We start from the raw sequence: 23,101 nt of genomic DNA, 5'->3' as shown, positions 1-23,101 counted from the left end.
CCTTTAACGCGCTCCGCGCTCACCTACCCTCCGCTCGTACCTCGCTCCGCCCCCGCTTCGCGGGCCTGAACGATGGCGCGCCAAAGGCGCGGCTTACGGGCGCTTTCGATCCGCTTCGCGGCTGCGCGCCCTGAACGGCGCAGCCTGGCCGCTAAAGTGATAAGCATCGGTGGGCCGTACCCCCACTTCGTGCGGGAACAAAGGCGCTACGCGCCTAGGTTTAGCAGAAAGGAGGTCAATCCACGCTCGACGACTAAAGCTAAGATCTGTGGTACGGATCGCCCATCGCCGCAGGGTCTATCGCTGACGCTGGCCCCGATGGCGATCCAGGGCCTGAGTCACTCCCCCAGCGGCAGCTGGCCTTGATCCTCCTCCCGATGTTTCTCCTTGCGGCTCTCCAGAGCCTCCATGCGGGCCGCTATGGCCTCACCCTGTACCTCGGCCTTGGTCCGACCCTTTTCGGCCTCCTGAGCACGTTTCTGGGCGTCCTGGAGCTGCTTTTCCAGGGCGGCCAGGCGTTCCCGGTACTCGTCGCGCTGTTCGGCCAGGGCCTGGCGCTCCTCCTGGAGCGTCTTGGCACGCTCCTCGGCCTGCTGTTGGGCGGCCTCGGTGCGGGTCTCGGCGACGGCCAGGGCGCGTTCGGCCTCGATACGCGCCTGATCGGTCTGCTTGGCCTCGCGTTGTGCCGCGATACGCGCCTCTCGCTCCTCGTCACGCTGTTCCTCGAGGGTGGTCACCCGGTTGCGGGCCTCGGCCAGCTGCTGCCGGGCGTCGTCGCGCTGGGCCTCCAGCTCCCGCACCCGCTCGCGGAACTCGGCCAGGGCGCTGCGCGCCTCGTCGCGCTCGCCGGTGACACGATCGCGCTCGCTCTCCAGGGCCTCCACACGGCCACTCAGCTCCTCGACCTGCTCCTCCAGCTGCTCGCCGGTGGCGGCCAGCTCGTAGGTGATCCCGGTGCGTGCCATATCGTATCCCTTTCGGCTGTATCGTATAGTGTATTTCATATTATATGTTATACGGTACAAAATACAATACAAAATACGGATATGCTACGAAATATCCCGGCAGCGGGGCGTGCTGGGGGTGTCCAGGCACGAAAAACCCCGCCGTAGCGGGGTTTGCGGGTCGGCGAGCTCGCCTGATGGGGAGGGGAGGTCGGCGTCAGGGCGTCGGCTGGCCCGGGGTGTCCTCTCCGCGAGCCAGGCGCCGCTGGCGGGTCTGGTGGGCGTTGCGTTCGATCTGCACGTAGGCGAACAGACACACGCCGGCCATGAACACGGCGAAGGCCACGATCATCCAGCTGAAGGCGGTCATGGGGCGTCCTCCTGGTTGCCCTCTGGGAGAGGATAGGCGTTGGCTTGGGTCAGGCGAAACCGCCTGCCTCGATGTGATCGAGGAACCGCAGCACGTCCTCGCCTCGACCATGGGCCACGAGAGCCGCGGCCGTCCAGTTGCCAAGGGCGGCAATCGGGTGACTCTGGTACCACGCTTTGGCGGCACGCCTCGATCCCGCCCACGGCTCGATTTTGTCGAGGATCTGTCGGGCCTGTTCCCGCTTGTCGCGGCGGCGCGCCCAGGCGAACCCTCCGGCGAACAGCAGCAGGGCGGTGAACAGGATACCCAGGGGGAGAAGGACGGCAGCGGGAGAGGCTGTCATATCGATGTCTCTAGCATTTTCTTGCGTGGTGTCTCACCTCAGACCGGGAAGTCGTGATGACTACCGTCGGGGAGCTCGATATCCAGGCGAACACGACCGCCGATCGCCTCGACATAGCGCTTGAGGGAACTCAGGCGGAGGTCCTGCCCGGCCTTCTCCAGCCCGGCAACGGTCGGTTGCTTGACGCCCATTGCCTCGGCCATCTGCGCCTGGGTCATGTCGACCAGCTGCCGCAGCTCGGCGAGCCGCAGCTCGAGGCGCATCTCATCGGCCTTGGCCTGGGCCGCCGCCACGACCTCGGGTTTCTCGTTGGCGAGCAAATCGTCCAGCGTGCGTGCCATGGGGAGCTCCTGGGTGTCAGCCGAGCGAAGTATTTTATATAGGCTATGACCTATTGCTAGGGGCGTTAACAATTAGGCCAGCCATATGGCGGCTGACACGAGGCAGAGGAGTGACTGGTAGTTTCTTGCCAGTCGCTCATAGCGTGTAGATAACCGCCGGAACTTCTTGATTTTCTGAAAGAACCTCTCCACCAGATTGCGATCTTGGTAACAGTGCCAGTCTACTTCAATGCGCGCCAAACGATTCTTTTTCGGAGGAATCACCGGCTCGGCACCTGCGGCCTGAATCATGTCCCGCAGAGCAGTGGAGTCATACCCCTTGTCGCCCAGCACCGCTTGCGGGGAAAAAACCTTCCAGTAGAGCGGGAGCAGCACCATACTCCGACGCCTGGCCCGGTGTGAGAACCAATCGTACTGGGTTACCTAACGCATCGACTGCGGCATGAATTTTGGTGCTCAATCCGCCTCGAGATTTGCCCATGGCTTCGACGTCTTGCGTGTTTTTTTTGACGCTCCATGCTGGTGCACCCTGACGATGCTACCGTCGATCATCAGCTGCTCTAGATCGGGATCGTCGGCTACTGTGTCAAAAATACGCTGCCAAACGCCCTTTCGTGACCAACGGTTATACCGCATGTAGACGGTGTGCCAGCGCCCAAAAGATTCGGGAAGATCACGCCACGGGGGCGCCGGTCCGAGCGATCCAGAGCACGGCTTCCACGAACAGGCGATTGTCCTTGGCAGTTACCCCACAGTCTGAGGCTTTGCCGGGGAGCAGGTGCTCGATTCGCTCCCACTGATCATCGCGTAACTTCAACCGACTCATGGCCCACCAAAATCTATGAATACTAAATCAGTTTAAACGAAACTAATGATTGTTAACACACCCTAGCTGAAAGGCGGAGGGGATGTCGTATTTAGGCTGTCAGAGCTTGGGAATCGCCGGCAGGCGATGACGACACGTCAGCTCTTACCTTGGTCCGTGAACAGGGCACGGGCGAGCGATCAGAGGTCGTGGGCGTGACGCTGGAGGATGGCCGAATGTTGTCGGTTCCGCTGACCTGGTTTCCCCGCTTGCTCAACGCGACGGCGGAGCAGCTCGCTGACTACGAGCTCAGTGCGCATGGCATCCACTGGGATGCCCTTGACGAAGACATCTCCGTGGAAGGCTTGCTCGCCGGGCGCGGCGACAGGACTCGACGCCGCAACCCCGTTGTGTGACGGCTTACATTTCCCGCTCGGTGACCCAGCCGTTATTTGTCTTCACCAGGATCATTTTCTTTTGTTCGGGAGTGTCGTCGCGCGATAGGAGCCCTGTTGTTTTGAGCCCGGATTCTGACAGACCGAAGGTGTCGACCAGGGTATCGTTGCGCGACCAGTCGGGACGCCCTTCGACCTCGACCGTGTAATTGGCCTGGGAAATCGTGAAGCCGCCGCGTTCGCTGGGTTCGGTGAAGTTGGTGACCTCGGCTACGATCATCTTGCCAAAGCAGAATCCGTCGTCCGGTTGGAAAGCGGACTGTCCCGTTTCGGTCAGCTGGTAGGTATCGGTATCGGACTGTTCGACCAGGCCAGCGGCTGTCAGGGCTTCCAGTTGCTCTTCCTTGTTGCCGAGTCCCCAGGAGATGCCGGACTTGTTGGTGGTATAGGGAAACTCGTCGATCGAGCCGGCGATGCACGTGACCGGCTCGGCCTTGTTGTCATAGTAGGTTTGGAGGACGTTCTGGAAGTTGCTGACGCTGGCGTCATCCTGGCTGGAGCAGCCCGCCAGGAGAGCCAACAGGGCAGCGGACAGGGCCACAGGGCGAGTGACGTGGTACGGCATGATGATCCTCGTATGGTGTTCAATCCTTGAGACTTTTTAATTTGCTAATCAAAGCGGCATCAGAGTACTCAAATTGAACAGCTGTGGCACGTGAGGATCGGGGGGATAAGGGAAAAAGCCGTCAACTATCGCCGCGACCGGCGGCGATGTTCGCGATAGCTGACGGTGCCGGCAAAGATCAGCAGGCCAACGCATACTAGAAACATGCCGCCGAGTAGCCATTCAGTGCTCATGCTCACCTCCGTATCCGGGTGTTATGGCCAGTCTATCGCAGATAGACCTCGGTGATGGCGGGCCGGAAATGTCCCATCTCCTGAGAGACGGTTTCCAGCGCGTCGCGGTACGCGAGACCGTTGCGCTGTAACTCGCCCATACGCTCCTGAGCATAGCTGTGCCGCACGCCATGAGCGCCGTTCGACCAGCCGAGCCCCCGTTGACTCGCCCGAGTGAAGGACGCCGACCAGCGGTTGCCGCCGGGAATAGCATAGGCGCGTTGGTAGAATACGCCGCGGTCGTTGATCCGCTCCGGTTCGGCCAGCCGCGTATTTTCCAGTCGGTCAGCCAGCCCGCGAGGTAGCAGCACTTCCCTGCAGAGCCCGCCTTTGCCGATGACGGTGTAGCACTCGCCGTCGCGGACGCTGAACTTGTCGTCACGCGCCGGGCGGTCGTCGGCGGGTCGCTCGTGGGCCGGGCGTAACGTGTACAGCTCGTGCGCGCGCAGGCCGGCCGCGTGGGCGATGTGGGTGGCCAGGGCGTTCGGTTCCTGTTGCCGCTCGGCCACGATGTGCACTTGATCGGCCGTGTACGCGCGGCTGCCCAGCGCGTCGTCGAGTTCGCTGCGAACGATCGACAGCCGTTCGTCAGCGGCGAGGAGGCCGGTTGAGTGGCGCATCATGCACTCGATCGCCTGCCGGTCCATGTTCAGCTGGCTTTGCCGCACGGATTCGCTACGTTCTGCGAGGAACCGTTCGGCCTGCTCCACCGTGAGCGTTCGTAGGTCGCCACCCTCGCGGCCCGCCTTGTGTTCGGCCTTCTGCCAGTCGGCGACGCGGGCCAGGGATTGCTCGTAGTGGCGGGCGGTTCGCACGCTCTCTACCGCGTTGCCGCGTCCCTGCAGCCCCTGCATGATTTTGCGTGCCTGGGTGGCCCCCTTGGCGAACCAGACCCGGGCCATTATCGCGGCTCCCGGTCGGCCTGGCGTTGCGTGAGCGTGCGACGCAGCCAGCGTGCCACCGTGCTGTGTGCGACGCGCAGACGACGTGGCGGCGTGGCTAACCAGCGCTGCAGGTCGGCAGGTGTGGCCCCGGCATCGTGCAAGGCCAGCAATTCGGCGGTATGGGAATCGAGCTGGGAACGGCCCCGCCAATACGGGCGACGGCGACGGATGGCCTGAGCGTGGCGCAGCTGGGCCAACTCGGCGTGGGGATCGAACGACATACAGAGTCACCTCGGCTGTAAGAACCAGGCGTGAAAACATCACGCTCGCCACTCCGGTGAGTGACTCGGTCTGTTTTGGTGGGTGTGACCTGTGGCACCCGAATCGGCGTAAACAATCCGATGGTTTGAGGTGGCATCCGACCGCTTTTTTAGCGGTGCCCGCTTACGGGATGCGTTGCGGGTTTTGGCAAAGCCGGCGTGTGGCCGGTGGCGTTGAAGTGGCATCCGACCGCTTTGGCGGTGCCCGCTCACGGGATGCGCTGCGGGCTTTGGCAGTGCCTCAATTGGCACAAAGGGGTTGCTACTGATGACCGACAGCAGCCAGCGGTGTTGCACTGGCAACGTTAGCAAAGGCGCATAACTGCCACAACCTGCACCATATGCGTGCCACAGTGTGCGCTATGAGCAATGAAGCAGCGCGGCTCGCTGGGTTGGCGCGACGTCAGGCGCGTAACCCAGCGGGCCGCGCGAGGATCGCGCACACGGCCCGAGCGGGGCGCAGCACCGCCGCCGTGCCGCCCGGCGCGGGGTGACGCAACGCGTCACGGTGCGCCCTGGGCGCACCGCGTCCCGGCCAGGGACGCTCGTCGAGCCAGGCGAGACGAAGCCTGTCGCAGTGCGACAGGGGCTGCGACAGCGTTGCCCGAATGCGCGACAGAGGGGGTGACAAGCGAATATAGTTTGGCTACATTGTAGCTACATATACGCCATAGAGGCAGGAGGCACCATGGGGACTGATACCGTGATTCGCGCTCGCATCGATAGCGAAACCAAAGAGCGCGCTACCGCTGCCCTGGAAGCCATGGGGCTGTCCGTGTCCGACGCGATTCGCTTGCTGATGCTGCGAATCGCTGAAGAGCAACGTTTGCCGTTTACGGTACGGGTGCCGAATGCTGCTACGGCTAAAGCGCTGGAAGAGCTGGAAGCGGGCTTGGGCAAGCGTTTTGATAACGTGGATGAGCTGTTCAAGGATACGGATACATGACTATCAGCCGTTTTCCAGGAAGCGAGCGTGAGTTGCCGAAGGGGTGTCGTTGGCAAACGATGGCGATTTCCCCGGATATTGCAGAGCGCTATCTCGTTGCGCCGCTGGATGATTTTGTGAGCGAGGCGCGGCAGCTAGATTGCCAGACCCGCGCGACGCTGGATGATGCGCGAATGACTTGCCTGGCTGTCGCAGGAATGCTCACCACGATTCCGGATCAGTTGCGCTGTCGGCAGCTGGGGTTGGAAGATCGCACCGATATCGAGCTGCTGAATAATCTCTGTGTGGTGCTCGCTCGGCTCGGGCGTGAGCTCGAGGCTGATCCGCTCAAGCGGGTGCGGCAGCGCCTGGAAATACTCCTCGATCCGCGTCGTGGGGTGGGCGCTCTGTACTAAGCTCTGCTAGCAGTCATGCTTTCGCCCTGGCTTCATCAAGCAGCCGGAGCGCGGCGTTTTCTTCACTCTCTCCAGGCTTTGCATGCGACTTGATTACAGCCATAGGAATGCCGTAGATCGCGCCTGCGCCCTTTTTGGCGTTCCCGGTGGGGTTTCTTGGGTTTTGCCCTTGCGGCGCTTCTGCGGCTTCTCTGACTGCTTCTCGCCGAAGGTGAACACCAAATGAGAGACGCGCCGCCCGGTCTTGCGCTGATCCCACTTGCACCACAGGGGCGAGTGCTCGTTGATCTGCTCAACGGCAGGTTCAAGCACCCGGCGTTTGAAGTCCTTGATGGCCGGGTATTTTCCGTCAAGCTGGAAGGCATCGCGCAGCCACTCGATGGATACCTCGCGCTGGCCGGCGTCGCGCCACTGGCACAGCAGCTCATAGAGCCGGATGGCATGGGCGCTGTCCATGTGAGCCACGTCCGCCAGCGCGTAGCGCGTGAACTGCGCCGAAAGCTGCGACAGATAGGGCACCATGTCGGTACCGAAGCGCAGAGCTACCGCGCCCTCGCTTTCCCGGTATTCAATCGTCTGCACCCAGCGGGTCAGCCTAACCTTGGCTCGACCGTTCCCGTTTGGCGCTTCATGAAGGGTCACTTCCCGACGGTATAGCCGTTCTGAAGCAGCTTTGAGGTTCTGGTAGGCGGTGCCAAGGCTAGTGCCCGTCATGTCAGCGATCTTCTGGGCGCTAACCGTGTAGAGCTGTTGGTCTGTCAACGGCTCATCGCGGCGCACCTGCGAGATACAGCCCAGCAGAATCCGCTGCTCGTAGACGCTTAGACGGTAGGACGCCTCAACCAGTGCATTGCTTTTGTAGACCAGTGGTTTATTCAAGAGAGACACCATTAAGGGACTTTTTTTAATAAGTCCCTTAATACCATCAATCCGTCCCCTTTTAACCATCAATCCGTCCCCTTTTAACCCTATTATACCTTTATAATCAATAGCTTATGACGCCCTAAAAGGGAAAAGGGAAAAGGTACAGAAAAGAGCGCGACCCGCGCTCGCCTACCCTTCGGGGCGCAAGCGCCCCTCGCCCGGCCACAAGTGGCCGCCTGATGATGACGCGCCAGAGGCGCGGCATAGGGCGCTTTCGAGCCGCTTTAGCGGCTGCGCGCCCTAGGTGGGCGGCTACGCCGCGCACGTTGGACGACGGGCGGGGGTAAACCCCGTGTTTGGCAGAATGGCGGTTGTGCCTGGGCTGATTTCAGTGGTGGGCGTCTAGCTGCCGTGGGTCGGCAGGTTTCGTGCATTGCCGTTACCGGGGCGCAAGCGCCCCTTCATCGGCGCTATTGCGCCGATACCTAAACTAATAAATAACATTTCTCTTGCCTCTTGGCGGGTGACTATGGCGGGCAAGGGGGGGAAACCTGTGGTCACCTCGTGGGCGGCTTGTCCGTCCATCAGGTGTCCATCAGGTTTTCCCCCGATCCTGGAGCGAAGCGGAAGGATGTCCCTATAGTTGAGCCCGCTCTCAATGAGTGCTCCGCTGCTCGAAGCGCTTTAGCAGGTCGTCAAAGCCCCGAATCGGTGTTGATTGTTCTGCTTGCTGGGGGCTAGGCGGTGACGCCGGTGTGGTGTCCGGGGCCGGTAGCCGTTTCAGGCTCGCAACCTCCTCACGCAGTCGTCGCAGTTCTTCCCCTTGGTGCCGGGTCAGCTCGACGAGCTCGGCCAATAGGCGCTCTGTCGCGGGTGTCGCATCGTTGCTGGTGGTGCCTGCCGCAGATGTCGCATCAGGTGTCGCATGACCAGATGGTTCGCCGTAGCAGCGGATCAGTTCGGACATCTCTAGGGCTCGGCTGCCGTTTGGCTCGAGTACCCATGACACACGGCCCGACGCCATGTGCCGGTATAGCGTGGCCCGGTGAATACCGTAGAGCCTGGCGGCGGCGCTGGGCGTCAGTCGCATGGTGTCGCATCTCGGGTGTCTCAATGTGTCGCATCAGCGTAGCACGCTTGAAACCCAATCCCGGTTTGGCAATGAGGCATGGAGGCTGGGCCGGTTTGGGTGGTGGGCGTCGAGGTCTCGTGGATCCGCAGACGTAGTGCATTGCCGTTCAGCATGGGGGCTGCGCCCCCATCCCCCCGCGATCAGTCCGCCTGCTTGCCCTGCTCGGCTTCCAGCGCCTGCACGCGCGCCGTTAGCGCTTCTACCTGGGCCTCTGCCTTTCCCCGCGCGTTTTCGGCGTGCTGAGCCACTTGTTGGGCGTTCTCGGCCCGCCGTTCGGCGGCATTGACCCGTTCTCGGCACTCATTGCGCTGTTCAGCCAGTTCGGCGCGGTATTGCTCGGCGTCCTGCTGCCGGGCGGCCTGCTCGGTTTTCAGGGCCTCGGCGCGTTCACGGGCCTGCTCCTGGGCGGCTTCGAGCCTGGCCTCGGCGACGGCCTGGGTGCGCTCTGCCGCAATGCGGGCGCTTTCCGCGTCTGCTGCTGTTTGTTCGGCGTGGCTGTGGGCGGTTCGTGCTTCGTCCCGTTGTTCGGTCAGTGTCGTGATGCGGTTGCGGGCTTCGGCCAGCTGCTGCCGGGCATCGTCGCGCTGGGTTTCCAGTTCGCGCACACGCTCGCGGAACTCGGCCAGGGCGCTGCGGGCCTCGTCACGCTCACCGGTCACGCGATTCCGTTCGTTCTCCAGCTCTTCAACCTGAACGCTTAATTCCTCGGCCTGTTGCTCCAGGGCTTCGCCGGTTTCGGCCAGCTCATCGGCGCTCTGCTGCGCCTCAAGCGTGGCGGCCTCGGCGGCGGCACGGGCGGCGCTGGCCTGCCGCTCGATCTCGTCGGCCAGGGCGGCGGCCAGTTCGTCGGGGAGCTTGGCGGCTTCGCGTTTTGTTGGGGCCTGGGCGGCCCGCCACGCGGTCAAGTGGCGGTGAATCGTGTTGGGACTGCCGCTGCCGATTTCCGTCCTGACGGCCTGAATGGTGGGCTTGTCGCCACGCCCGACCAGGGTGTCGGCGGCGTTTTGTACCTGTTCGTAGGTGATCCCGGGGCGTGCCATATCGTATTACCTCGCGCTGTATCGTATTTTGTATTCCATATTATATTTTATATGATACAAAATACAATACATAATACGATGCCGATACAATTGCTCGCGCGTATTTCTGCCTGTCAGGCACAAAAAAACCCCGCCGTGGCGGGGTAGTATCGAGGCGTTGAGTCACCTATGTGTCGAAACGGCTTCTTCTTCCCATCAGGCGGAGATTGTCAGCCGTGGCCATGTTCGCGGATATATTGCTTTAGCTTCGTTGGCGTACGCTGCTTGCCACGCTGGCCGATGGCACGTTGCAGACTGGTAGGCAGGACATCCGACATGGGGCGCATACGCTTTACGTCAGCGTCGGTCAGTTCGCGGACTTCGCCGTTTTTATCCGTGAGTCGCGTTTTTATAGCGGCGTACCTCTTGTGAGTTGGCCTTCCTCGGCACTGCCTCTGGGGATGCCCGGTTCCCTGCTGTTTCGCTGCATGGATAAGTGAATGACGAGCGTGCGTTCAAGTGACGCCATGCTGGCCGATATCGACGCTTCGGCGAGCGGTGAACTGCTCTACCGTCGCTCCAAGAGTGTGCTGTTCAAGAGCCTGAAGGTGCGCCGCATCTTCGATGCCGACAACCAGACACTGCTGTATCTGATCTACAGCACCAAGGAGACCAGTGGCAGCTTCAAGCATGCCCTGAGCAGCGTGCCACTGTGGAATACCCAGGCCTGGCAGGCATCCATTGAAGAGTAAAATGGATATCCGCCAAACCAAAGGGGCGCGATATTTGTCGCGCCCCTTTGGTTTCGTCCAGGACGTGTCACAGCTCACGTCATATCGAGCGCCACACGTCCCTCGATCTTGCCGTCGATCATGCGCTGGAAGATTTCATTGATGTTCTCCAGCTTGTCAGTTGCAACGGTGGCCTTCACCTTTCCCTCTCCGGCGAAGTCCAACGCCTCCTGCAGATCCTGCCGGGTCCCGACGATGGAGCCACGCACGGTGATCCCGTTCAGTACGGTGTCGAAAATCGGCAACGGGAAGTCGCCCGGCGGCAAGCCATTAAGCACCAGGGTGCCACCTCGGCGCAGCATGCCCTGGGCCTGATCGAAGGCCTTGGGTGATACGGCGGTGACCAACGCGCCATGCGCACCACCAATCTCGCGTTTCAGGAAGCTCGCCGGGTCGGTCTTCAGGGCATTCACGGTGACGGTCGCACCGAGACTGTTGGCATGCGCCAGCTTGGCATCATCGATATCCACCGCCGCTACATTGAGCCCCATGGCACGGGCATACTGAACCGCCATATGACCGAGCCCACCGATGCCAGAGATTACCACCCATTGACCTGGGCGCGTGTCAGTCATTCTGAGCCCCTTGTAGACTGTCACGCCTGCACACAGCACGGGAGCAATCTCGAGGAAATCCACATTGTCGGGCAACCGACCCACGAAACCGGCATCGGCCAGGGTATAATCGGCAAAGCTGCCGTTCACCGAATAACCGGTATTCTGCTGTGATTCACACAGGGTTTCCCAGCCACCCAGACAGTGCTCACAGTATCCACAGGCCGAGTAAAGCCAGGGCACCCCGACACGATCCCCTTCCTTGACGTGGGTCACACCGTCGCCCACCGCCACGATGTGGCCAACCCCTTCATGACCCGGAATAAAGGGTGGGTTAGGCCTGACCGGCCAGTCGCCGTGGGCGGCATGCAGGTCCGTGTGGCAAACGCCGGTGGCGGCCACCTTGACCAGAATCTCACCCTGCTGCGGCCGAGGTACCGCGGCCTCTTCAATGGCCAGCGGTTCGCCGAACTTGCGTACTACCGCGGCTTGCATCGTCTTATCCATATCGGTTTTCCTCAATTGCCGGGCAGCCCGATGCCGCCCGTTACGCCCAGGTGTCAGGGGAAAGCACGGGGGGATGCCGCCCGGGCCGGTCGGCCGGGCGGCCAGGCTTCAGAAGAACCCCATCGGATTGATGTCGTAGCTGACCAGGAGGTTCTTGGTCTGCTGGTAGTGCTCGAGGGCTACCTTGTGGGTCTCGCGGCCAACGCCGGACTTCTTGTAGCCACCGAAGGCCGCATGGGCCGGATACTGATGGTAGCAGTTGGTCCATACGCGACCGGCCTGGATGCCACGCCCCATGCGGAAGGCCACGTTGATGTCGCGACTCCAGACGCCGGCGCCTAGGCCGAACTCGGTATCGTTGGCGATCGCCAGTGCCTCCTCCTCGTCCTTGAAGGTGGTCACCGCCACTACCGGGCCGAAGATCTCCTCCTGAAAGACGCGCATCTTGTTGTTGCCCTTGAGCAGGGTCGGCTCGATATAGAAGCCCTTGTCATAGGCCGGGTCGAAGCTCGCCTTGTCGCCGCCGGCAAGAAACTCGGCGCCCTCCTCCCGGGCGATCTCCATGTAGGACATGATCTTGTCGAACTGCTCCCGGGAAGCTTGGGCCCCCACCTGGACATCGGTATCCAGCGGATTGCCACGCTTGATCTGCCCGACCTTCTCCATCACCTTGGCCATGAAGGCGTCATACATGGACTCCTGGATCAGCGCCCGGGAGGGGCAGGTGCACACCTCACCCTGGTTGAAGAAGGCCAGCACCAGGCCCTCGGCGGCCTTGTCGATGAACGCAGGCTCGGCATTCATGATGTCGGCAAAGTAGATGTTCGGCGACTTGCCACCCAGCTCGACGGTGGAGGGAATGATGTTCTCGGCCGCACACTTGAGAATATGCGCCCCTACCGGGGTCGAGCCGGTAAAGGCGATCTTGGCGATGCGCTGGCTGGTGGCAAGGGCCTGGCCCGCCTCGGCGCCATAGCCATTGACGATATTGACCACGCCCGGGGGCAGCAGATCACCGATGACCTCCATCAGCTTGAGGATCGAAGCCGGCGTCTGTTCGGCGGGCTTGAGCACCACGCAGTTGCCCGCGGCCAGGGCGGGCGCCAGCTTCCAGACGGCCATCAGCAGCGGGAAGTTCCAGGGAATGATCTGCCCCACCACGCCCAGCGGCTCATGGAAGTGATAGGCCACGGTATTGGCGTCGATATCGGCGGCGGTGCCCTCCTGGGCACGAATGCAGCCGGCAAAGTAGCGGAAGTGGTCGACGGCCAGCGGAACGTCGGCATTGAGGGTCTCGCGGACCGCCTTGCCGTTGTCCCAGGTCTCGGCAACCGCCAGCATCTCGATATTCTGCTCGATGCGCTCGGCGATCTTGAGCAGTATGTTGGAGCGCTCCGCGGCAGAGGTCTTGCCCCAGTCAGGAGCCGCGGCATGCGCCGCATCCAGTGCCTTGTCGATATCCTCGGCACCGGAGCGGGGAATCTCGCAGAACACCTCGCCGTTGACCGGGCTGACGTTGTCGAAATACTCACCCTTCACCGGCGGAACGAACTCACCGCCGATGTAGTTGCCGTAACGTTTCTCGAAGCTGATGACGGAACCGGATTGACCGGGATTGGCGTAGATCATTGAGTATCTTCTGGCTGTTGTGATTATTAGACTGTGCCCAACCATTCTTGGTCGTGACCGCACCCTACAACAGTAGTAGGGCATGCGAGTTATAGTCAAATCTGGTGTACGGCGGTCAGGCGGCAGTCCTGTCTGACTGATCGGTCAATGGCTCACCATCCTGGAACTTGACGTTGTTCACGACCAGCTCCAGCTTGCTGAACCCCTTGATGCGCTTCCAGCGCTTCTCGGCGCTCTGAAGCAGCTTGAAGACCATCGCCAGGGTCGTCACCCGGGAACCACAGTTCCGGCTGCGCTTGCTCCGCAGACGGACCGTAGCGAAGGTCGACTCGATCGGGTTGGTGGTGCGGATATGCACCCAGTGCTCTGCCGGGTAGTCGTAGAACGCCAGCAGCTCCTCCCGATCCTTGGCCAAGCACGCCATGGCCTTGGGGTACTTGGCTTCGAAACGTTTCAGGGTGCGATCAAAGGCCTTGTGCGCCTCGTCGCGAGTCTCGGCCATCCAGATATCATGGAGCTCGGCCTTGACCTTGGGCTGCACGGATTTTGGCAACTTGTTCAGCACGTTAGCGGTCTTATGGACCCAGCAGCGCTGAGGATCAGTCTCCGGGTAAAGCTTATTCAGGGCCGCCCAAAACCCCATGGCGCCGTCACCCACTGCCAGCTTGGGGGCCGTGGTCAGGCCGCGCTTACGCAAGCCAGTCAGAAGGGTCTCCCAACTGGCCGCTGACTCGCGGAAGCCGTCCTCGACGACCACCAGCTCCTTGCGGCCCTGCTCGGTGACCCCGATGATCACCAGCAGGCACAGGCGGTCATCCATACGGACGTTGCTGTAGATGCCGTCGGCCCACCAGTAGACGTAGCGCCGGTCTGACAGATCCCGTTTCTGCCACTCGGCGTGCTCGGTCTCCCACTTCTGCTTGAGCCGCGATACCGTGTTAGACGATAGCCCCTTGGCCTGATCGCCCAGCAGCGCCGCCAGAGCCTCCTGGTAGTCACCGGTGGAGACTCCCTTCAGGTAGAGCCAGGGAATCAACTCCTCGACGCTACGGGCCCGCTTCAAGTAGGGCGGCAGCAGGCTGCTATTGAAGCAAACACCACTGCCGCTGCGGTCACGCACCTTGGGTACCTGCACGCTGACATCACCGATCCCCGTCTGGACCGTGCGCTCAGGCAGGTAGCCGTTGCGGACCACCGCACGGCGACCATCCTCCAGCGTCTTGTCGGCAAATTGCTCCAGGAAAGTGGTCAACTCCGCCTCCACAGCCTTGGCGATGAGGTCTCGGGCTCCTTTGCGCAGCAACTCATGCAGCGGGTCTGTAAGGCCGGCGTCTGGCTGCGTCACGTCTAGGAAGGTAGAATCTGTCATGGCGTATCCACTCGTGTTGGTTGAGATCTTGGTCGTGATCAATCAACAGGATACGCCACCCTTCCTACTTCCTCCCATACACCAGACTTGAGCTTAACTCACTAACGCCGTGCTGCAATCGCTCCGCTCTCTGGCCTGGCTGGCACCCTGCTCAGGGCTACGCCCCGAGACCCCGTCTTTTGTTTGCTGCCGCTCACAAGGGCCATTGCCGCGCCGTGTGCAGGACACGCAGGATACGCACGGTATCCTCGAGGAGATCGTAAACCAGGACATAGTGACGATGGGCGACAAGCTCTCGTGTTCCCTGGACGCGCCCCAGGCGACCGGCCTGGGGGTGTTCGGCCAAATGGCCGGCGGCTTCCTCAAAGCGCATGTCCAGGGACAGGGCTGCAATCGGGTCTTCGGCCTCGATGTAGTCGTAAATGGTTTCGCGATCGTGGTACGCGTCGAGCGTCCAGACCAGCCTCATGAAGCGGATTCGCCGAGCTTGCGACGGGTCTCGGCGCGTTTGGCGGCGAAGCGGGCTTCAACGTCAGCCGACGTGATGACGTCCCCTCTGTCAGCGGAGGTACGCCCTGCCTCGACTTGTTGGCGAAACCAGGCGTCATGGTCGTCCGCCGCCTGCTGTTGGCGCACATAGTCGCGCATGAAATCGCGGAGCAGCTGGGCTCCCGTCCGGTCGTGTCCTTTGGCGGCCGTGGAGAAGGCATCCTTCAGCGTGTCATCAACCCGAAAAGTGAAAGTGCTCATGGTGTGTACCTCATGATGCATTGCATTGTACAAACAGCGTAACACATAAGGGGATGGGGCGAGCTGTCCTTTCGGTCCCGTCAGCTTGACGAAACAGTCGGGATTTTGGCCCGCCAATTCATTCAAGATAAGGCGGGGACTAAGTCCCGTTGATAGAATCAGGATAAGCGCCATAATCTTGATTCTTCTCCCGGCTGTTGACTTGCGATGGCTGCTTATCGCCGAGAGGTGACCACGGAGCTGGGCAAGATCAACAGGCCACGTCCGTTGGCTACGCCTAACTCTTAGCGGGCACCTCGCAGGACGACCATTTCCCGTAGCCGAGAGGGGAGGGGTAAGTCGCTGATTCGGGGGTATGGCTAACCTATTGATGTGCAATGACTTTTTTCTGCCAGCGTTCTCATTAGGGGTACAATGTGTCCTTAGGACACATTGTACCCCTAATTCCAACGATGTCAAATGAAAAATACTGAAAATCAACAAAAACCTTGACAAGGTGCACTCTCCGGGTATATACGTCCTAAGGACGTATATACCCGGAGAGAACAGTGCCGATCTCAATAGAAGATGCGCTATCAAGCTGGCTAATAAATGACTATGGGAAAGGGGCCATTAGCAGGAAAAGGCTCCACGAAGAAATATTCATGCTGTATAAAAAGAGAGAGTACAAAGGAGAGAGAATAACTAAGATACAGATAAAAACTCCTCGTACAGAGCAATTCCATAGGTACACGGAAAGGCTTGAAATTGCAGGTGTCATAGAAGCAGATGACAAGAAGTCATTCTTCCATAAAGAATCTAAATTCTACAGGGTGCTTTCAAATAAAAAATCGCCAACAGCAAGCTTGTTGTGCGCTGTTTACCCCTATGCATACATATCAGATTTAAGTGCCATGCAATGGTATGGAATAACCAACAGAATCCCAAAGGTTATATATTTGACAGCATGCAATAAAAAAGAGTGGAGAAACTTAGGAAGGGCTGAGGTTATAGAAAGAACAGGACACCCTGGGGCTGCTGAGGATTTTATTCCCACATATCCTGTTTCTGGAAGGCACTTTGGTAAATCTGTATATGTTTCAGTTAAGAGCAATCCAAAAGATCCCCGGGAAGGAGATGAAGGAGTTAGAGTTCAAGACATTGGGGAGCTTTTTATAGACATGCTTCGCAATCCAGAAAAGTGCGGGGGTGAGCAGCATGTAATAGATGTTTATTTAGAATATGCCCCATCTTTTAAAAGAAGGATAATAAAATACGTCAATGATTATGGGAGGGCTATTGATAAAGCAAGGGTGGGGTTTATTCTCGGCACAGTGCTTGGTGTCGAATCATCTGATATTGATAGATGGAAGTCTGAGAAATCAAATCAGAGAGGGGGGTCAAGAGTCCTTTTTCCAAAAAGCGAATATGAAGAGATATATAGCCCGGAATGGAATATTTCAATAAATTATAGCGAGCTGCAAAAATATGGAACAATGGATTGTTGACTGGGTGAACAGATCCCCAGCCGATCAAGTAGATTTTAGGAAGGCAGTACATATAATTTTGATGGCAGTATCTTTAGATGGTGACCTTTCTAAAAGTATGGTTATGAAAGGTGGGATCCTTTTAGGGATACGATATGGAAGCAGCAGGTATACTACAGATATTGATTTTTCAACTTCTGAAAAGATGGTTGAGCTTGATGAAGATGAGATGAGAGATAAGATAAATATGAGGCTTTTTGAGGCAGAGGCAGAATTGCTTTATGGGATAAAATGCTCTGTTCAAAAGCTTAAAAAAATCCCTAAAAGAGCCGATGCCACCTTTCCATCTCTTGACATAACCATAGGTTATGCAAGGAAAAATAATGACTCTATGATGAGTAGGCTTGAAAGAGGACAGTCGTCGCAAGTTGTACAGATAGATTATAGTTTTAACGAGATCACGGGGACGACTCAAGAGATAGAGATTGATGGGGATGAGTGCATACAAGCATATGATCTAGTGTCTTTGCTAGCAGAGAAATTCAGATCGATATTGCAGCAAGTTGTTAGGAATAGAAGCAGAAGGCAGGATGTCTATGATATTTATTACTTGATTGATAGGTTTGCAGAGGGGAGTGACGAGGAAAAGGCTATGGTTTTGGAAATGCTTCTGGAAAAGTCCATAGGGAAAGATATTGATGAATTTTTGAATGTGAATGGGATGGATGATGAGCGTGTAATTTCTAGATCATCTGAGAATTTCAATGATATGGAAGATGAGATTGAAGGGGAGCTTCCTGGTTTTGAAGATTCTTATGCAGTGGTTAGAAGCTATTACAAAACAATGCCTTGGGAAACTGTTTAAATGCTAGTTAATTTTTCTGAAGACCAGGGTGATAGGAAGTGTAATCTTGATGCCTTCTGCTGTTTTTCTTCTTCGGAAAATAAATTTTTCTTGATGTTGGCTGATGGTTTTGGTGACTCATCACAAGAGGGAGTTTATAAAACAATAAGAAATTTATCTCATTTAATATCAAGTTCAGAATGCGAAAAAATTAATCCAGAACACCTGGAGTCTTCTCTTGAGGAAAGTGTTAAAATTTCTTTTCTTGGTCTTTCTGTGATAAATAATAGTTTTACACATGTTGTGTCCTCGGGGGATTGCAGGGTTTATGTTAACGGTCAGGTTTTATCCAGTGATGACTCTGTTGCATGGAAAGCTTTAATCAAAAGAAAATCCCATGATGATGCCGCTAAATATGCTGTCGCACACCCTTTGCGTAATCGCTTGACCTCTCATGTTGAAAAGGGGAGAAAGGTTGATTTTAAGGAAATCGATTTTAAACTAAGTTCAGGAGATAGAGTGCTGGTTTGTACTGATGGGGTTTGGTCAATATTCCATGACCATATATCTAGCGGAGAGTTTTCTCTAGATATGGTTTGCGGCAATATTATAGATAACGGAATGGCGTTAGAGTTAGTTTTTTGAGTGTTCGATATTCTTTATCAAAGGGTTGTTTTCTTTACGCACGCTGACCGCCCCTCCAGAAGGCCCTGGAGGGGCGGTTTTTAGTAGGAACATCCGTTCCAGGCCAATCAGCGGACGCCCTTGCTTTCCTGCCGCATTGGGGAAATAGGATGTAGTGCACCTGAATCCCGAACGGGACCCAGTACCACAGGCCGCAGGATTTTAAAGAGCCGAAGTCATTTTATATGGCAACTATGTTGACAGACTCCGTGCTCGTATAATCAGTTGACGAAAGCTGCGCGAATGCCGTGCACACAGGCCGCGTGGACAGCATTTTTTCTTCAAGGACGTAATTGGATGGCTTATTTTTCATTTCGACGGTTGCTACGCGTATCCCACGCCGTGGCATTTTTCGTGCTGCTGCCCTGGGGGATGTTCTGCACCAGTGCCGGTGCCCAGACATTAGCGCCGGAAAAGACGCTGACGGTGGGTGTGGCGACGGTTCCGCCCTTTGTCATGGAAGCTGCTGAGGGTGAGCTGGAAGGCATTAGCGTTGATCTGTGGCAGAACATTGCCGAGCGTAGGGGCTGGGATTTTGTCTGGCAGCCGCTGCCATTTTCCGATCTGCTGGATGCGGTGGAAGCCGGCGACGTCGATGTGGCTGTAGGCGCTCTGACCATGACTGCTGATCGCGAGGAGCTCTTTGATTTCAGCCATCCGTTTTATCAGACCGGGCTTTCCATCGGCGTGCCGCCCCAGGCAGACCAGAGCCTGTTGCGTGTGTTCCGGGCACTGGTCAGCTGGCAGTTTTTAAGCGTGGTGTTGGGGCTCTCCGTGCTACTGCTGGCCGTAGGCTTGCTGGTATGGCTGGCTGAACACAAGCGCAACCCCGAGCAGTTTGGCGGCTCGGTATTCCGAGGCATGGGGGCGGGCCTTTGGTGGGCTGCCGTCACCATGACCACGGTAGGCTATGGTGACAAGGCGCCCACAACACTTGTCGGCCGGCTGATCGGGCTGGTGTGGATGTTTGCCGGCTTGATCGTGGTCGCCAGTTTCACTGCTGCGATCACCACGTCGTTGACGGTGGGCAATCTGACCGCGCGTATCCAGAGCGAAAACGACCTGCACGGCACCGTGGTCGCAACGATCGATGACACGGCAAGTCAGCGCTACCTTGAAGAGCAGCACGTTCGCTACCGTACCTATCCTGATCTGACTAGCGCCATGCGCTCGGTTGCCAGCGGGGAAACCGGCGCGGTGGTGTATGACCGTGCGTTGATGCAGTATCGCAACCAGCAGCTGGGGGCTGATCGCCTGACGATATTGCCGGGAGTCTTCGCCAAGCAGCTGTATGCCTTCGCCATTCCCGAAGGTAGCGCCCTGCGTGCGCCGTTGTCCCTTGAGGTACTCGACGTGACCGAATCCGAACGGTGGGACGATATCGTTTCGCGCTATCTGGTGCGCTAGGGGCTGGCACGACGCCGGCAGCCACGCGTCTGCCATTTCACCTGTCTGTCATCTGAGGCCATTACCTTGCGGGGGCTACATCCACGATCAGGTGACCCGACATGAGCAAGGAAATTGAAGATCATCGCGTACTGAACAGCAGCCATAATTTGCCGTTTGCCGACGTGCTGGCCCGGCGCGTCTCCCGGCGTGGCGTCATGCGCGGTAGCGCCGGACTCGCAGCAGCTTCGATGCTGGGTATGGGCGCGCCGATGTCGGCACTGGCCGCAACGACATCGAAAAAGCCGCTGGAGCTGGCTTTCGAGGCCGTACGGGGTTCCCATACGGATGCAGTGGTGGTACCGGAAGGCTACCGTGCCCAGGTGCTGGTGCCCTGGGGGGCGCCACTGTTTGATGGTCAGCACTGGAATGCCTCCCAGCCGATGGATGCCGAGCGCCAGGCAGCAAGCGTCGGTATGCACCATGACGGAATGGCCGGTTTTGGGCTGGATGACAGCAACGCGTCGAGTCGTTTTGTGCTGGCGCTGAATAACGAATATATCGACCAGGACGCGTTGTGGGCGCCTCAGGGCGGACCGACCAATGCCGAGGCTGGCCAGCGCCCGGCGGAGGAATCGCGAACCGAGATCAACGCGCACGGCGTTACGCTGGTCGAAGTGCAAAAAGAGGCGGGCGGCGGTTGGTCCCACGTTGTCGGCTCACCTTACAACCGCCGCTTGACCAGTGCCACGGTGATGGAGATTTCGGGCCCAGTGGCCGGCAGTGAATACGTTAAAACACGCTTTTCCCCCGATGGTCGCCTCACGCGAGGAACCAATAATAATTGTGCCAACGGTGTCACGCCCTGGGGCACCTACCTGGCCTGTGAAGAGAATTGGCCCAACGTGTTTACCCACGCCGGCGAGCGTTTCAGTGACGATGCTCGGCTGGGCATTATGACCGAACGCACCCGCTACGGCTGGGAAACTTCGGCAGGAGATGCAAGCGAAGTCGAAGGCGAATTCGCCCGCTTTGATATTACCCCGCGAGGCGACGGCGCCGCTCAGGACTATCGCAACGAAGCACGGACCTTTGGTTATCACGTTGAAGTTGACCCGTACAGCGGCGCGCGGGCGGTAAAGCGCACGGCGATGGGGCGTTTTCGCCACGAAGGCTGCTGGCTGGGCAAGCTGGAGGCCGGCAAGCCGGTAGTCTTCTATTCGGGGCACGATGCCCGCAACGAGTATGTGTATAAATTCGTATCCCGGGCCATGTGGAATCCTGACGATGCCAACCGTCCCGGAAAATCCTATGACCGTATGGCGATTGGCGCCAAATACCTGGATCAGGGCACGCTTTACGTTGCACGTTTCAATGCAGATGGCACCGGTGACTGGCTGGCACTGACGCCATCCTCAATAACGTCTCAAGGAAATACGCTTGCCAGTGCCATGGGATTAGGCGACGACGACATGGCCGGCCTGCTGATCAGTACCTGTGATGCCGCTGATTTGATGGGGGCAACGCCAATGGATCGTCCCGAGTGGGCAACGGTAGACCCCACCTCCGGCGAGGTATACCTGACGCTGACCAATAATAGCCAGCGCACGGCGGAGCACACCGACCCTACCTACACCAACGATGGTAGCGGCGTGGCAGAGTCAGGGGTTGGCTATGCCACCGCGCCTACCAATACGGCCAACCCGCGTCCGGATAACGGTGCCGGGCATATTATTCGCTGGCGCGAAGCGTCTGATCAGGCCCGGTTTGCCTGGGAAGTCTTTGTCTTTGGAGCGGGCGCGGGCGATGAAGATAACCTGTCCGGCCTGACGGAAATGAACCAGTTTGCCAGCCCCGACGGGTTATGGTTTGACGAGCGCGAAGGCGGGCAGGGCATTCTTTGGATTCAGACCGATAACGGCTATGAAAGCGTCGCCGACTATACCAACGACCAGCTGTTGGCGGTGATTCCCGCGTCCCTTGATTCAGACAGCCCCGACGCAATAATTAACGCCGCCAACCAGCATCAGCTGAAACGCTTTGCCGTGGGCCCCAACGGCTGTGAGGTAACGGGTATTTTCGCTACGCCGGACAAAACGGCGCTGTTCATCAATATCCAGCACCCCGGCAACTGGCCGGCCAATGGTGATGCGCTTACCCAGGATGCCACTCAGGTGGCCAAGGGCGCGGTACGCCCGCGTGCGGCAACGGTGGTGATCGAGAAGAAGGACGGTGGGCCGGTGGCCGTATAGTGACTTGCCACGTGCCCTTATGGGTGCGGCGGCTGGCGCACGCGTGAAGTCGGTACCGCGGCGTTGGGGCGGGTCGCAATAAAGGCCGCAATGGTGCAGAAAAAAAGTGCCATTGCGGCCAGTAGCCAAGGCTCGGCTCCGCTCAACCATAGCAAGGCCCTGGCCGAGACGGCGGCGCTATTGGCCCTGTCAAAAAAAGCCGAGGCGATCTGGGGCACGACCAACGACGAGGACGACTGACCAGCCTCCCGGATCGCCAGCGTATCGTGACTCTGGTGCAAGACGCCCAGCGTGACGGTGCTCGGCTGGCCAAGGCCTGTCAGGTGATGGGCATCAATGTGCGAACCTATTACCGCTGGGTTGCGGAAGGCGAAGTGACGGCGGATCGCCGCCCCGACGCCGACCGCCCGGAGCCGGCCAACAAGCTGTCGCCCGAGGAACGAGAGGCTGTTGTGGCGCTGTGCAACGCCCCGGAGTATCGGAGCCGCCCTCCCGCCTTCATCGTGGCCGATCAGGCGGACAAGGGCCGCTACCTGGCCTCTGAGTCGACGATGTACCGAGTGCTTCATGAATATGACCAGCAACACCATCGGGGCCGACAGCAGGCCCCACAGCGCAAGCGACCGCCGACCACGCACCAGGCCACGGCGCCAAACCGGCTTTGGTGCTGGGATATCAGCTGGTTACCGGGCCCTGCACGCGGTACTTGGTGGTACCTGTACCTGATCATGGACATCTTCAGCCGCAAGATCGTCGGGCACGAGGTCTACGAAACGGAAACCGGCGAACTGGCCGCCGAACTGATCCAGAAAGCCTGCTGGCGAGAGCATCTGACAGACCCTCATAAACCCTTGATTTTGCATTCCGATAACGGCAGTCCGATGAAGGCGGCGACCTTCCTGGAGAAGCTCTACGATCTGGGCATCACCCCGTCGTACAGCCGCCCTCGGGTCTCCAAAGCATCAACGCCTTCTCGGAGTCGCTGTTCAGGACCTGCAAGTACCGGCCCGACTACCCGATGGACGGCTACGAGAGCCTGTTAGCGGCGCAGCAGTGGGTGACGCGCTTCGTGCACTGGTACAACCACGAGCACCGCCACAGTGCGATACGATTCGTTACCCCGGGTGAGCGGCATGCTGGTCAGGATGACGAAGTGCTGGCCAGGCGAGACGCCATCTATGCCGAGGCGAAACGACAACATCCCGGTCGGTGGA

Annotated in this window: 25 protein-coding genes and 2 pseudogenes; 11 read left to right on the top strand and 16 right to left on the bottom strand. The window is 58.8% G+C overall.

All coding sequences use genetic code 11. The features are described from left to right. Positions 1-338 precede the first annotated feature (338 nt). The 5 genes and pseudogenes from ACZ46Y_RS00135 to ACZ46Y_RS00115 form a co-directional block, all read right to left on the bottom strand. Entirely contained in the window at positions 339-965 is a 627-nt protein-coding gene (locus ACZ46Y_RS00135) for a hypothetical protein (RefSeq protein ID WP_311957649.1), read from the bottom strand. A 196-nt stretch (positions 966-1,161) separates the two neighbouring features. After that, positions 1,162-1,314 (bottom strand): hypothetical protein, encoded by a 153-nt coding sequence (locus ACZ46Y_RS00130; protein WP_311946827.1) that lies wholly within the window; start codon positions 1,312-1,314, stop codon positions 1,162-1,164. Positions 1,315-1,363: 49 nt separating this feature from the next. Then, a complete protein-coding gene (locus ACZ46Y_RS00125; RefSeq protein ID WP_311946829.1) occupies positions 1,364-1,657 on the bottom strand; it encodes a hypothetical protein in 294 nt (97 codons plus the stop codon). Positions 1,658-1,695: 38 nt separating this feature from the next. After that, the gene (locus tag ACZ46Y_RS00120) at positions 1,696-1,998 is read right to left on the bottom strand and encodes a helix-turn-helix domain-containing protein (protein WP_311946834.1); all 303 of its coding nucleotides are present in this window, start codon (positions 1,996-1,998) and stop codon (positions 1,696-1,698) included. 72 nt (positions 1,999-2,070) lie between these two features. Further along, positions 2,071-2,824, bottom strand: a pseudogene (locus ACZ46Y_RS00115) (IS5 family transposase). Between the two features lie 149 nt (positions 2,825-2,973). Between ACZ46Y_RS00115 and ACZ46Y_RS00110 the strand changes: the two are divergent. Continuing rightward, entirely contained in the window at positions 2,974-3,219 is a 246-nt protein-coding gene (locus ACZ46Y_RS00110; protein ID WP_464380027.1) for a DUF2442 domain-containing protein, read from the top strand. 4 nt (positions 3,220-3,223) lie between these two features. Here ACZ46Y_RS00110 and ACZ46Y_RS00105 read toward each other — a convergent pair whose 3' ends face one another. The 3 genes from ACZ46Y_RS00105 to ACZ46Y_RS00095 form a co-directional block, all read right to left on the bottom strand. Further along, positions 3,224-3,823 (bottom strand): hypothetical protein, encoded by a 600-nt coding sequence (locus ACZ46Y_RS00105; RefSeq protein ID WP_311946629.1) that lies wholly within the window; start codon positions 3,821-3,823, stop codon positions 3,224-3,226. A gap of 265 nt (positions 3,824-4,088) precedes the next feature. Beyond that, the gene (locus tag ACZ46Y_RS00100) at positions 4,089-4,997 is read right to left on the bottom strand and encodes a hypothetical protein (protein ID WP_311946630.1); all 909 of its coding nucleotides are present in this window, start codon (positions 4,995-4,997) and stop codon (positions 4,089-4,091) included. Continuing rightward, positions 4,997-5,260 (bottom strand): hypothetical protein, encoded by a 264-nt coding sequence (locus ACZ46Y_RS00095; protein ID WP_311946631.1) that lies wholly within the window; start codon positions 5,258-5,260, stop codon positions 4,997-4,999. Before ACZ46Y_RS00095 ends, ACZ46Y_RS00100 begins: the two co-directional genes overlap by 1 nt. Positions 5,261-5,987: 727 nt before the next feature. On the opposite strand from ACZ46Y_RS00095, the gene ACZ46Y_RS00090 reads away from it, so the two are divergent. Further along, positions 5,988-6,245: a type II toxin-antitoxin system RelB/DinJ family antitoxin gene (locus ACZ46Y_RS00090; protein WP_311946632.1), complete on the top strand. Its 258-nt coding sequence runs from the start codon at positions 5,988-5,990 to the stop codon at positions 6,243-6,245. After that, a complete protein-coding gene (locus ACZ46Y_RS00085) occupies positions 6,242-6,640 on the top strand; it encodes a hypothetical protein (protein ID WP_311946633.1) in 399 nt (132 codons plus the stop codon). Before ACZ46Y_RS00090 ends, ACZ46Y_RS00085 begins: the two co-directional genes overlap by 4 nt. 93 nt (positions 6,641-6,733) lie before the next feature. Here ACZ46Y_RS00085 and ACZ46Y_RS00080 read toward each other — a convergent pair whose 3' ends face one another. The 3 genes from ACZ46Y_RS00080 to ACZ46Y_RS00070 all read right to left on the bottom strand — a co-directional run bounded on the left by ACZ46Y_RS00080 (position 6,734) and on the right by ACZ46Y_RS00070 (position 9,676). Next, positions 6,734-7,519: a replication initiation protein gene (locus ACZ46Y_RS00080; RefSeq protein WP_311946634.1), complete on the bottom strand. Its 786-nt coding sequence runs from the start codon at positions 7,517-7,519 to the stop codon at positions 6,734-6,736. 640 nt (positions 7,520-8,159) lie between these two features. Further along, a complete protein-coding gene (locus tag ACZ46Y_RS00075) occupies positions 8,160-8,471 on the bottom strand; it encodes a hypothetical protein (protein WP_311946635.1) in 312 nt (103 codons plus the stop codon). A gap of 305 nt (positions 8,472-8,776) precedes the next feature. Then, positions 8,777-9,676, bottom strand: coding sequence for a DNA-binding protein (locus ACZ46Y_RS00070; RefSeq protein ID WP_311946636.1), 900 nt, complete (start codon positions 9,674-9,676; stop codon positions 8,777-8,779). Positions 9,677-10,179: 503 nt separating this feature from the next. Here ACZ46Y_RS00070 and ACZ46Y_RS00065 point away from each other — a divergent pair. Continuing rightward, a pseudogene (locus ACZ46Y_RS00065) lies at positions 10,180-10,407 on the top strand (CreA family protein); the annotation flags it as partial. A gap of 74 nt (positions 10,408-10,481) precedes the next feature. Here the strand turns inward: ACZ46Y_RS00065 and adhP are convergent. The 5 genes from adhP to ACZ46Y_RS00040 all read right to left on the bottom strand — a co-directional run bounded on the left by adhP (position 10,482) and on the right by ACZ46Y_RS00040 (position 15,255). After that, positions 10,482-11,507 (bottom strand): alcohol dehydrogenase AdhP, encoded by a 1,026-nt coding sequence (gene adhP / locus ACZ46Y_RS00060; protein WP_311950066.1) that lies wholly within the window; start codon positions 11,505-11,507, stop codon positions 10,482-10,484. Between the two features lie 108 nt (positions 11,508-11,615). Continuing rightward, complete coding sequence (exaC, locus tag ACZ46Y_RS00055) at positions 11,616-13,136, bottom strand: acetaldehyde dehydrogenase ExaC (RefSeq protein ID WP_311946644.1); 1,521 nt, start codon at positions 13,134-13,136, stop codon at positions 11,616-11,618. Positions 13,137-13,251: 115 nt separating this feature from the next. Further along, positions 13,252-14,505: an IS256 family transposase gene (locus ACZ46Y_RS00050; protein ID WP_311947033.1), complete on the bottom strand. Its 1,254-nt coding sequence runs from the start codon at positions 14,503-14,505 to the stop codon at positions 13,252-13,254. Between the two features lie 193 nt (positions 14,506-14,698). Beyond that, entirely contained in the window at positions 14,699-14,974 is a 276-nt protein-coding gene (locus ACZ46Y_RS00045; protein ID WP_311946697.1) for a type II toxin-antitoxin system RelE/ParE family toxin, read from the bottom strand. Then, positions 14,971-15,255, bottom strand: a complete 285-nt coding sequence (locus ACZ46Y_RS00040) for a CopG family ribbon-helix-helix protein (RefSeq protein ID WP_311946695.1) — start codon at positions 15,253-15,255, stop codon at positions 14,971-14,973. The genes ACZ46Y_RS00045 and ACZ46Y_RS00040 overlap by 4 nt, the downstream gene beginning before the upstream one ends. A gap of 548 nt (positions 15,256-15,803) precedes the next feature. Here ACZ46Y_RS00040 and ACZ46Y_RS00035 point away from each other — a divergent pair. The 7 genes from ACZ46Y_RS00035 to ACZ46Y_RS00005 all read left to right on the top strand — a co-directional run bounded on the left by ACZ46Y_RS00035 (position 15,804) and on the right by ACZ46Y_RS00005 (position 22,930). Continuing rightward, positions 15,804-16,742 (top strand): hypothetical protein, encoded by a 939-nt coding sequence (locus ACZ46Y_RS00035; protein WP_311946693.1) that lies wholly within the window; start codon positions 15,804-15,806, stop codon positions 16,740-16,742. Continuing rightward, positions 16,723-17,586 carry a nucleotidyl transferase AbiEii/AbiGii toxin family protein gene (locus ACZ46Y_RS00030; protein ID WP_311946691.1) on the top strand — a complete coding sequence of 288 codons (864 nt, stop codon included), beginning with the start codon at positions 16,723-16,725 and terminating at the stop codon, positions 17,584-17,586. The genes ACZ46Y_RS00035 and ACZ46Y_RS00030 overlap by 20 nt, the downstream gene beginning before the upstream one ends. Continuing rightward, positions 17,587-18,210 carry a PP2C family protein-serine/threonine phosphatase gene (locus ACZ46Y_RS00025; protein WP_311957421.1) on the top strand — a complete coding sequence of 208 codons (624 nt, stop codon included), beginning with the start codon at positions 17,587-17,589 and terminating at the stop codon, positions 18,208-18,210. It abuts the gene before it with no gap. A gap of 336 nt (positions 18,211-18,546) precedes the next feature. After that, positions 18,547-19,656 (top strand): transporter substrate-binding domain-containing protein, encoded by a 1,110-nt coding sequence (locus tag ACZ46Y_RS00020; protein WP_311946685.1) that lies wholly within the window; start codon positions 18,547-18,549, stop codon positions 19,654-19,656. Between the two features lie 101 nt (positions 19,657-19,757). Continuing rightward, the gene (locus ACZ46Y_RS00015; RefSeq protein ID WP_311946683.1) at positions 19,758-21,887 is read left to right on the top strand and encodes a PhoX family protein; all 2,130 of its coding nucleotides are present in this window, start codon (positions 19,758-19,760) and stop codon (positions 21,885-21,887) included. A 93-nt stretch (positions 21,888-21,980) separates the two neighbouring features. Then, positions 21,981-22,127: a hypothetical protein gene (locus ACZ46Y_RS00010; RefSeq protein ID WP_464380028.1), complete on the top strand. Its 147-nt coding sequence runs from the start codon at positions 21,981-21,983 to the stop codon at positions 22,125-22,127. Further along, positions 22,067-22,930, top strand: a complete 864-nt coding sequence (locus tag ACZ46Y_RS00005) for a DDE-type integrase/transposase/recombinase (RefSeq protein WP_311946700.1) — start codon at positions 22,067-22,069, stop codon at positions 22,928-22,930. Before ACZ46Y_RS00010 ends, ACZ46Y_RS00005 begins: the two co-directional genes overlap by 61 nt. Positions 22,931-23,101: the final 171 nt, after the last annotated feature.

This window comes from Halomonas garicola, assembly GCF_055382465.1.
Note: the sequence above shows the minus strand (reverse complement) of the source record. Positions and strands in the feature narration are given on the sequence as shown.

Bases quoted from the DNA above. Each gene is read 5' to 3' on its own strand.
- ACZ46Y_RS00135 (WP_311957649.1), bottom strand. From the start codon at position 965: ATGGCACGCACCGGGATCACCTACGAGCTGGCCGCCACCGGCGAGCAG.
- ACZ46Y_RS00130 (WP_311946827.1), bottom strand. From the start codon at position 1,314: ATGACCGCCTTCAGCTGGATGATCGTGGCCTTCGCCGTGTTCATGGCC.
- ACZ46Y_RS00125 (WP_311946829.1), bottom strand. From the start codon at position 1,657: ATGACAGCCTCTCCCGCTGCCGTCCTTCTCCCCCTGGGTATCCTGTTC.
- ACZ46Y_RS00120 (WP_311946834.1), bottom strand. From the start codon at position 1,998: ATGGCACGCACGCTGGACGATTTGCTCGCCAACGAGAAACCCGAGGTC.
- ACZ46Y_RS00105 (WP_311946629.1), bottom strand. From the start codon at position 3,823: ATGCCGTACCACGTCACTCGCCCTGTGGCCCTGTCCGCTGCCCTGTTG.
- ACZ46Y_RS00100 (WP_311946630.1), bottom strand. From the start codon at position 4,997: ATGGCCCGGGTCTGGTTCGCCAAGGGGGCCACCCAGGCACGCAAAATC.
- ACZ46Y_RS00095 (WP_311946631.1), bottom strand. From the start codon at position 5,260: ATGTCGTTCGATCCCCACGCCGAGTTGGCCCAGCTGCGCCACGCTCAG.
- ACZ46Y_RS00090 (WP_311946632.1), top strand. From the start codon at position 5,988: ATGGGGACTGATACCGTGATTCGCGCTCGCATCGATAGCGAAACCAAA.
- ACZ46Y_RS00085 (WP_311946633.1), top strand. From the start codon at position 6,242: ATGACTATCAGCCGTTTTCCAGGAAGCGAGCGTGAGTTGCCGAAGGGG.
- ACZ46Y_RS00075 (WP_311946635.1), bottom strand. From the start codon at position 8,471: ATGTCCGAACTGATCCGCTGCTACGGCGAACCATCTGGTCATGCGACA.
- ACZ46Y_RS00070 (WP_311946636.1), bottom strand. From the start codon at position 9,676: ATGGCACGCCCCGGGATCACCTACGAACAGGTACAAAACGCCGCCGAC.
- adhP (WP_311950066.1), bottom strand. From the start codon at position 11,507: ATGGATAAGACGATGCAAGCCGCGGTAGTACGCAAGTTCGGCGAACCG.
- exaC (WP_311946644.1), bottom strand. From the start codon at position 13,136: ATGATCTACGCCAATCCCGGTCAATCCGGTTCCGTCATCAGCTTCGAG.
- ACZ46Y_RS00050 (WP_311947033.1), bottom strand. From the start codon at position 14,505: ATGACAGATTCTACCTTCCTAGACGTGACGCAGCCAGACGCCGGCCTT.
- ACZ46Y_RS00045 (WP_311946697.1), bottom strand. From the start codon at position 14,974: ATGAGGCTGGTCTGGACGCTCGACGCGTACCACGATCGCGAAACCATT.
- ACZ46Y_RS00040 (WP_311946695.1), bottom strand. From the start codon at position 15,255: ATGAGCACTTTCACTTTTCGGGTTGATGACACGCTGAAGGATGCCTTC.
- ACZ46Y_RS00030 (WP_311946691.1), top strand. From the start codon at position 16,723: ATGGAACAATGGATTGTTGACTGGGTGAACAGATCCCCAGCCGATCAA.
- ACZ46Y_RS00025 (WP_311957421.1), top strand. From the start codon at position 17,587: ATGCTAGTTAATTTTTCTGAAGACCAGGGTGATAGGAAGTGTAATCTT.
- ACZ46Y_RS00020 (WP_311946685.1), top strand. From the start codon at position 18,547: ATGGCTTATTTTTCATTTCGACGGTTGCTACGCGTATCCCACGCCGTG.
- ACZ46Y_RS00015 (WP_311946683.1), top strand. From the start codon at position 19,758: ATGAGCAAGGAAATTGAAGATCATCGCGTACTGAACAGCAGCCATAAT.